This window comes from Parvibaculum sp. (assembly GCF_035511255.1).
In the GTDB taxonomy this organism is placed as follows: domain Bacteria; phylum Pseudomonadota; class Alphaproteobacteria; order Parvibaculales; family Parvibaculaceae; genus Parvibaculum.
This window is the reverse complement of sequence record NZ_DATKFR010000148.1, coordinates 1-7420: the sequence shown is the minus strand read 5'-3', so window position 1 is coordinate 7420 and position 7420 is coordinate 1. Positions and strand designations below refer to the sequence as shown.

9 protein-coding genes are annotated in these 7420 nt (G+C 62.8%); 5 read left to right on the top strand and 4 right to left on the bottom strand.

What is annotated here, in order from left to right; all coding sequences use genetic code 11:
• Window positions 1–145 precede the first annotated feature (145 nt).
• Window positions 146–1141: a malate dehydrogenase gene (mdh, locus tag VMR03_RS05285; RefSeq protein WP_325402988.1), complete on the bottom strand. Its 996-nt coding sequence runs from the start codon at window positions 1139–1141 to the stop codon at window positions 146–148.
• 406 nt (window positions 1142–1547) lie between these two features.
• Between mdh and VMR03_RS05280 the strand changes: the two genes are divergently transcribed.
• From VMR03_RS05280 to VMR03_RS05265, 4 genes are all read left to right on the top strand, one after another.
• Complete coding sequence (locus VMR03_RS05280; RefSeq protein WP_325402986.1) at window positions 1548–2123, top strand: hypothetical protein; 576 nt, start codon at window positions 1548–1550, stop codon at window positions 2121–2123.
• Between the two features lie 151 nt (window positions 2124–2274).
• Window positions 2275–2838 (top strand): PadR family transcriptional regulator, encoded by a 564-nt coding sequence (locus tag VMR03_RS05275; protein ID WP_325402984.1) that lies wholly within the window; start codon window positions 2275–2277, stop codon window positions 2836–2838.
• Window positions 2839–2847: 9 nt separating this feature from the next.
• Complete coding sequence (locus VMR03_RS05270) at window positions 2848–3504, top strand: O-methyltransferase (RefSeq protein ID WP_325402982.1); 657 nt, start codon at window positions 2848–2850, stop codon at window positions 3502–3504.
• Window positions 3505–3511: 7 nt separating this feature from the next.
• The gene (locus VMR03_RS05265; RefSeq protein WP_325402980.1) at window positions 3512–4123 is read left to right on the top strand and encodes a class I SAM-dependent methyltransferase; all 612 of its coding nucleotides are present in this window, start codon (window positions 3512–3514) and stop codon (window positions 4121–4123) included.
• Window positions 4124–4129: 6 nt separating this feature from the next.
• On the opposite strand, the gene zapE is transcribed toward VMR03_RS05265, so the two are convergent.
• Window positions 4130–5251, bottom strand: a complete 1122-nt coding sequence (gene zapE, locus VMR03_RS05260) for a cell division protein ZapE (protein WP_325402978.1) — start codon at window positions 5249–5251, stop codon at window positions 4130–4132.
• 438 nt (window positions 5252–5689) lie between these two features.
• Here zapE and VMR03_RS05255 point away from each other — a divergent pair, with 438 nt between their 5' ends.
• The gene (locus VMR03_RS05255) at window positions 5690–5944 is read left to right on the top strand and encodes a hypothetical protein (RefSeq protein WP_325402976.1); all 255 of its coding nucleotides are present in this window, start codon (window positions 5690–5692) and stop codon (window positions 5942–5944) included.
• Window positions 5945–6120: 176 nt separating this feature from the next.
• Here the strand turns inward: VMR03_RS05255 and VMR03_RS05250 are convergent, their stop codons facing one another.
• Both VMR03_RS05250 and VMR03_RS05245 read right to left on the bottom strand, forming a co-directional pair.
• Window positions 6121–6807 (bottom strand): MIP/aquaporin family protein, encoded by a 687-nt coding sequence (locus VMR03_RS05250; protein ID WP_325402974.1) that lies wholly within the window; start codon window positions 6805–6807, stop codon window positions 6121–6123.
• 108 nt (window positions 6808–6915) lie between these two features.
• Window positions 6916–7420 (bottom strand): arsenate reductase ArsC (locus VMR03_RS05245; protein WP_325402972.1); only part of this gene is annotated, 505 nt, incomplete at its 5' end.

Here is a 7420-nt window from a genome sequence, read left to right as displayed (position 1 = left end):
TTTTTTTGGCCTATCGCCCATTCGCCTGTCGCGTCGCGAGCTTAGCGCCACGCTATAACCTCGCAAAGCGCATCGTGGTTCCGTCAAACGAAAACGGGCGGACATTGCTGCCCGCCCGTTCGACGTCCGAAACCGGAGCTTTGCGTTATTTCTTCTTCGCACCCTTGGGCGCGGCGCCCTTGGCGACGCTCGGGTCGATCTTCTTGCAGGCGTCGACGAGACCGGCGACGGCATCGACCGACTTCTGGAAAGCCTTCTTTTCGGCCGAGTTAAGTTCGATCTCGACGATGCGCTCGACACCGCCCTCGCCGATCACGACCGGCACGCCGACATAGATGTCCTTCTGACCGTACTGGCCGTTAAGATAGGCGGCGCAGGGCAGAACGCGCTTCTGATCCTTGAGATAGGCCTCGGCCATCGCGATGCCGGACGCGGCAGGCGCGTAGAAAGCGGAACCCGTCTTCAGCAGGCTGACGATCTCGGCGCCGCCGTCGCGCGTGCGCTGGATGATCTGGTCGAGCTTTTCCTTCGTCGTCCAACCCATCTTGACGAGATCGGGAAGCGGAATGCCCGCGACCGTCGAATAGCGCGGCAGCGGCACCATCGTGTCGCCATGGCCGCCGAGCACGAAAGCCGTCACGTCCTCGACCGAGACCTTGAATTCTTCGGCGAGGAAATAGCGGAAGCGCGCGCTGTCGAGCACGCCGGCCATGCCGACGACCTTGTGATGCGGCAGACCCGAGAACTGGCGCAGCGCCCAGACCATCGCATCGAGCGGGTTGGTGATGCAGACCACAAAAGCATTCGGCGCGTATTTCGCGATGCCTTCGCCGACCTGCGCCATCACCTTGAGGTTGATGCCGAGAAGATCGTCGCGGCTCATGCCGGGCTTGCGCGGCACACCGGCGGTCACGATGACGACGTCGGCGCCCTTGATGCCCTTGTAGTCGTTGGCGCCGGAAAGGGCGGCGTTATAGCCCTCGACGGGCGAAGTTTCGGCGAGATCGAGCGCCTTGCCCTGGGGCAGGCCTTCCGCGATATCGAAGATGACGACGTCGCCGAGCTCCTTGAGTCCGGCCAGCAAAGCGAGCGTGCCGCCGATCTGTCCGCCGCCGATAAGAGCGATTTTCTTCCGCGCCATGAGATGAAGCCTCCGGATGTCTGGATGCGAGGGGATCGACGGCCGTCGCGGGCCCGATCGCGCGACGCGAGGTTGGGATATCGGGGAGCCTAGTAGCCTGAATCCGGCCGTTCCGCAATGAATGGGGGCCATCCTTAACCAAGAATCCTCGATCTCGTTGACCGACGCGACATCCGGGCGCAGCATTTCATTTTGGGACACCCGCCGCACCTCTTAAGGGAAACTTCACCAGGAAGTGCTTCTCTAATAGGCAAGGCGGACCGGATGGCGGTTCGTGGGGGCATGAACCGTCGCAAGCGGTCGCCTCCTGAGGAGGCCATCGCCCGGAGAGCACCAAAACGGGGGCTGGGGCATGTCGGCTTTTTGGCTGCGCGGACCGAGGCGGGTTGCCTTGGGAATGATTATCATGGGAAGCCTTGGCCTTTCGGGCTGCGCCGCGCCGATCATCGGCGGGCTCACCGCCGCCCAGGTCTTTTCGATCGCCGGTCTCGGCGCCACCATCATGACCGGCCGCGACCTCACCGAGCATGCGGTGTCCATGGTCACGGGCAAAGACTGCCGTTTCCTCGAAACCCTTTTCCGCAATGGCCGCTCCTTCTGTGAAACGCCTGACAGCGTCGCCACGAGAGACGATTTCCACGGCGTGATTGCCCTGTTGGACAACGACAAGCCGAACGCCACGCCGGACGGGATCGGCGGCACGAAGGTCGCCGCCGCCAGCCTCGATCCCGACCTCCTCGGCTTTGCACCCATCGACCGCCACGCGGCCGAGGATTTCTCGCTCGAAATCGCGCGCAAAAACCGCGGCGGCGACACGTCCCACCTCTCCTTCGGCATGTTGTCGGCGGCTTTCGGTCAGTCCTGGGACTACAACCTCGCGATCCGCGACCAGAAACCGGACGCGAGGATTGCCGATGCGACCCCGGTTTCGTCCTCCTCGATTGGCTTGCGTCCCGCCCGCGCCGAATATTTCGGCCTCTGATTCCACAGCTCGCGGCACGCGACGCCGATCAGCTCGGCCGTCAAGTGCGAGATTTCCTTTATCGCGGACGCCCCCTCCCTCTTGACTTCGATATCTCAAGATATATCTTACATCCGAGTTTAAGATATATCGAAATACACTCGGAGTTTACATGTTCAAACAATTCATGAAAGGCCATCGCCACGAGCATGGCCACAGAAGCTGGGGCCGCCGCCATCGTCATGGCGAGTTCGGCGAGCCTCGCCGCGGCCGGCGCGAGCGCGCCTTCGAGCAGGGTGACCTGCGCATCGTCATTCTGAAGCTCATCGCCGACGAGCCGCGCCACGGCTATGACATCATCAAGGCCATCGAGGAGACCTTCGGCGGTAATTATTCCCCGAGCCCCGGCGTCGTCTATCCGACGCTGACGCTGCTCGAGGATCAGGGCTTTGCCATCGTCACCCCCGGCGAGGGTTCGAAGAAGCTCTATACGATCACGACGGAAGGCCGCGCCTTCCTCGATGACAACAAGGCGACCGTGGATGCGATCTTCAAGCGCATGGACGAGGTGAGCCGGCGCTTCCGCGGTGGGCCGGCGCCAGAGATCGTCCGCGCCGTCGAAAACTTTCACACCGCGCTCCGCCTGCGGATCGAACGGGGCGCACTGGCGCAGGAGCAGATCGCGGCAATCGCCGAGGCGATCGACGCAGCCGCCGCCAAGATCGAACGCAGTTGAGGAGAAACCATGTCGCGCTCCCTCATTCCCGACCCCGTCGCCGGCTACGTCTCCTCGCTCGTCGCCGCCGAAACCGACGCCCAGAAGCGGCTTCGCGAGGAAACAGCCGAGCTGCCGCAATCCATGATGCAGATCGGCCCGGATCAGGGCGCCTTTCTCACGCTCCTCGTCGGCGCCATCGGCGCAAGGCAGGCGATCGAGATCGGCACCTTCACCGGCTACAGCGCGATTTCGATCGCCCGCGCACTACCGAAGAACGGCCAGCTTCTCTGTTGCGACGTCAACGAGGAATGGACCGCGATCGCGCGCCGCTACTGGAAGGAGGCCGGGCTCGACAAGCGCATCGAACTGAAGCTTGCCCCCGCGCTCGAAACGCTTGAGGGCCTGATCGGCAAGGGTAAGGAGGGAAGTTTCGACTTCGCCTTCATCGACGCCGACAAAACGGGTTACGACGCCTATTACGAAGCCTGCCTGAAGCTTCTGCGTCCCGGCGGCGTGATCGCCCTCGACAACATGCTTTGGGGCGGCGCCGTCGTCGATCCGAAAGCGAAGGACAAGGACACGCTCGCAATCCGCGCTCTCAACGAGAAGATTTCGAACGACGCCCGCGTCGATGCCTCCCTCGTCACCATCGGCGACGGCGTCATGCTGGCACGCAAGAAGTGAACGAGCGATGCCCATAACATCCTCGACCCATCCGCCACAATCCATGCTTCCGCACGGCCTTGCCGGACGCCTCTTCGGCCGCCTGATGGAGCAGTTCAATCGTGGCGCCTATGCGCGCGCGGTTTCTCTCATCGACCTGCCGACAGAAGGCTCTGTCCTCGAGCTCGGTTTTGGCACCGGCCGTCTTCTCGAGATGCTGGCCGTCAAGTCGACCGACGGCTTCTTCGCCGGTATCGACGCATCGCCGCTGATGGTCGCGACGGCCAGGCGTCGCCTCGACCGCCGCCATGTCGCGCGCGATCTGCGTCAGGGCAACGCGGAATATCTGCCTTGGCCCGAAGATTCCTTCGATGCCGTCGCGGCTCTGCACTGCTTCCAGTTCTGGGCCGATCCCGTCTCGGCGCTTTGCGAGGTCCAGCGCGTCCTGCGCCCGGGGGGCACCTTCCTCCTGATCCTTCGTCGGCATGGCGCTCGCGACGCCGAACGGCTTCCAAATCCATGGAGCCGCACACCGCATGAAATCGAAGACGTTTTTTCCCTTTTGAAGAAAGCCGGTTTCGAGGCGCGACGCGAACTGCCGGACGCGAGGAATTCCCCCATCATCGTCGCGAAGGTCTGAACCGTCTCAATCGGCCGCGCGCAGGCTCAGATAATCCGCGCTTTGCATTTCCATCAGGCGCGAGACGGTGCGCTCGAAGGCGAAGGCGCCGTCGCCCTTGGGATAGAGCGCATCGGGCTCGACGGCGGCGGAGAGAACGAGCTTCGTCTTCGCTTCGTAAAGCGCGTCGACCAGCGTCACGAAACGCTTGGCCTCATTGCGACGCTCCGGCGTCATCGCCGGCACACCGTCGATCAGCACGGTGTGGAAGCACTGCGCGATCTTGATGTAATCGGCCGCGCCCAACGGCTTTGTGCAGAGATCCTCGAAAGAAAATCGCGCGACGCCATGCGCAGCTTCCGGCACCTCGACGGCGCGCCCCTTGAGCGCAAGTGTTGTCGGATGACCGTGTTCGACATCGGTGAGCTGGCGGAAGACGCGGTCGAGCGCGGATCGCGCTTCCGCACCGAGCGGCGAATAATAGACGGGCAGACCTCGCATGCGGTCGAGACGATAATCGGTCTCGCTGTCGAGATGCACGACGTCCATGCGCTCTTTCACCAGCTCGATGAAAGGCAGAAACCGCTGCCGGTTGAGACCGCCCGCATAGAGATCGTCGGGCGCGATGTTGGAGGTCGCGACCACGACGACGCCGAGGTCGAACAATTGCGTGAAGAGACGCCCGAGGATCGAGGCGTCGGCGATGTCCTGCACCTGAAATTCATCGAAGCAAAGCAATGCGGCTTCCTTCGCGATGCGTTCGGCAATCGGCGGAATGGGATCGCCACCCTTCACCTCGCCCGCTTTTTCGCGTTGGCGCCACTGAAAGATGCGCTCATGCGTTTCGAGCATGAACGCGTGGAAATGGACACGTCGCTTCGGCTTCATGCGCACATGGTCGAAGAAGAGGTCCATCAGCATGGATTTGCCGCGACCGACCCCGCCCCAGATGTAAACGCCCTCGGGCGGCGTGACGCGCTTGCCGATCCCGAGAAAGGCGAGCGGTCCGGCCTTCTTGCCGGGCCGCCAGACGGAAAGTTCGTCGGCGAGATGCTGCAGGCTTTCGGCCGCACGTGCCTGTGCAGCATCGGCGGCGATCTCGCCCTTCGCCACCTTCTTGCGGTACGCGGAAAGCGGGCCCGTGCTCATTCGTCGGTATTCGGAAGATGGAACATTGCAAGAACTTCACGACCGGCGCGACGTCCGGTGATCGAGAGGGCTAAAGACATGCCGGCGACAATCGCAACGCTCGGGAAGCGACGGCAACCTGCCGGCGAAGAACGGCATAACGCGAAACGCCAGTAGCTTCATCCTTAAAATTGCGGCGGGAGCGGGCGCGCGTGATCGAACGGCAAGGGCAACAATTCCGTTCTGGGCGCATTTTTCTGGGGAAAACTGTGCCTCCGGTGAGACGCGGCCCGATAAAAGCAGCCTTCATCGGCCGTTTCAGAGTGGCACCGGCGCGCCTTTCGACTAGCATTTGGCTGGGTCAGTCGGGATTCGTCCCGGAGACCTGGCGGGGGCAGACGGTCAATCCGGCCCGCTTGAAGCAACCCGACCGAGAACACAAGGTCAGAGGGAATTCGAATGTCCAATACCGTGAAAGTCATCATTGCAGTTATCGTCATCGCCGTGGTTGTGCTCGTCGGCTACAAGCTGACGAACAAGCCCGCGATGGATGCGACCGCGCCCGCGACCGAGGAGACGGCTCCGGCGGCTCCGACCGAGCCCGCTCCGGCGGCCCCGACCGAGTCCGCTCCGGCGGCCCCTGAGGGCGGTGCCGCGCCGACCGAGCCGGCTCCGGCCGCGCCGGCTGAACCTGCTCCGCAGGGCCAGCAGTAATCAATCGGCGTAAAGCCGGTTGTAACCCGCGCGTCGCAAGACGCGCGGGTTTTTTATTGGGAGAAGCCCGCGCGCAAACGGAGTGCGACACGCACCAGCAGGATCAGTACGGGGACTTCGACGAGCGGACCGATGACGGTGGCGAAAGCGACCGGAAAGCCGTGAAGAAGGACCTGTTATGCTGCGGGAGCCTTCGCAAGGAACGCCGGCGTCGTTGTCTTTTTCCAGAGCCAGCGCGAGAGCAGCGCCGCCATGACGGCGCCCGCGATCTGCGCCGCCATAAATGCGGGGGCGTCAACAGGCCTGATGCCGGAGAAACTGTTCGTCAGCATGCGTGCGAAGGTGACAGCCGGATTGGCGAAGGACGTCGACGAAGTGAACCAGTAGCCGCCGGTGATGGTCAGCGCGACGATCGGCGCGATGGCCTTCGGTGCGGTGGCAAGCGCACCGAGAATGGCAATCACCAGTGCGAAGGTTGCAATGAATTCCCCCGTCAACTGCCCGAGACCCGCCCGCGCATGCAAAGATGGCTCGAAGATCGCCATGTCGAACATCAGATGGGCGATGGCCGTACCCAACGCCGCAAAGATGAACTGTACCAGCACATAGGCAAGCGCCTGCCCGAATCCAATTTCCCGCTGAAGAAAGAAGACAAGCGTGACCGCGGGGTTGAAATGCGCCCCCGAAATCGGCCCTAGGATCTGTATGAGAACGCAAAGCATCGCGCCGGTTGCGAGCGTGTTGCCGAGAAGTGCGACGGCGAGGTTGCCATCCGCCAGTCTTTCGGCCATCACCCCGGAACCGACGACGACCGCCACCAGAAGGCAGGTCCCGAGTGCTTCGGCCAGAAGACGACGAGTCATATCCGGCTCTCGGTATTGTTCGGTCATGAATGCGCCAGCCTCACCTCGTGAGCGCTCAATTTCCATGCCGCCGCATATAATCGCAAGCAGGGCGGCAAAGCACGCCGGTCAAGTTTGCGTGAACAGCGGCGCGCCGAGCTCGTCGAGCTTGTTCTTGAGCGCCATGCCGTCGAGGCTTCTGAGCGGCAGGCTGGTGAAGAGATCGATGCGCCGCCTGATCTGCATGAAGACCTCGACGAATTTGCGCCGGATCGCCTCTTCGGAGCCCGTGATGGCTGCCGGATCTTCGAAAGGCCAATGCGCGCTGGTCGGATGACCCGGCCATATGGGACAGACCTCGCCGGCCGCGTTGTCGCAGACCGTGAAGATGAAATCCATCTGCGGTGCACCGGGCAGCGCAAATTCATCCCAGGACTTTGAACGCAGCCCCTCGACCGGCAGTTTCGCCGATTGCAGAACCTCGATGGCGTGAGGGTTCACCTTCCCGGCCGGATGGCTGCCCGCGCTATAGGCATGAAAACGCCCGCCGCCCCGCGCATTCAGATAGGTTTCGGCGAGGATACTGCGCGCCGAATTGCCGGTGCAGAGAAAGAGCACATTATAAGACTTGTCC

Excerpts from the sequence above, each read along its gene's own strand:
- mdh (WP_325402988.1), bottom strand. The coding sequence starts at position 1,141 with ATGGCGCGGAAGAAAATCGCTCTTATCGGCGGCGGACAGATCGGCGGC.
- VMR03_RS05280 (WP_325402986.1), top strand. The coding sequence starts at position 1,548 with ATGGGAAGCCTTGGCCTTTCGGGCTGCGCCGCGCCGATCATCGGCGGG.
- VMR03_RS05275 (WP_325402984.1), top strand. The coding sequence starts at position 2,275 with ATGTTCAAACAATTCATGAAAGGCCATCGCCACGAGCATGGCCACAGA.
- VMR03_RS05270 (WP_325402982.1), top strand. The coding sequence starts at position 2,848 with ATGTCGCGCTCCCTCATTCCCGACCCCGTCGCCGGCTACGTCTCCTCG.
- VMR03_RS05265 (WP_325402980.1), top strand. The coding sequence starts at position 3,512 with ATGCCCATAACATCCTCGACCCATCCGCCACAATCCATGCTTCCGCAC.
- zapE (WP_325402978.1), bottom strand. The coding sequence starts at position 5,251 with ATGAGCACGGGCCCGCTTTCCGCGTACCGCAAGAAGGTGGCGAAGGGC.
- VMR03_RS05255 (WP_325402976.1), top strand. The coding sequence starts at position 5,690 with ATGTCCAATACCGTGAAAGTCATCATTGCAGTTATCGTCATCGCCGTG.
- VMR03_RS05250 (WP_325402974.1), bottom strand. The coding sequence starts at position 6,807 with ATGACTCGTCGTCTTCTGGCCGAAGCACTCGGGACCTGCCTTCTGGTG.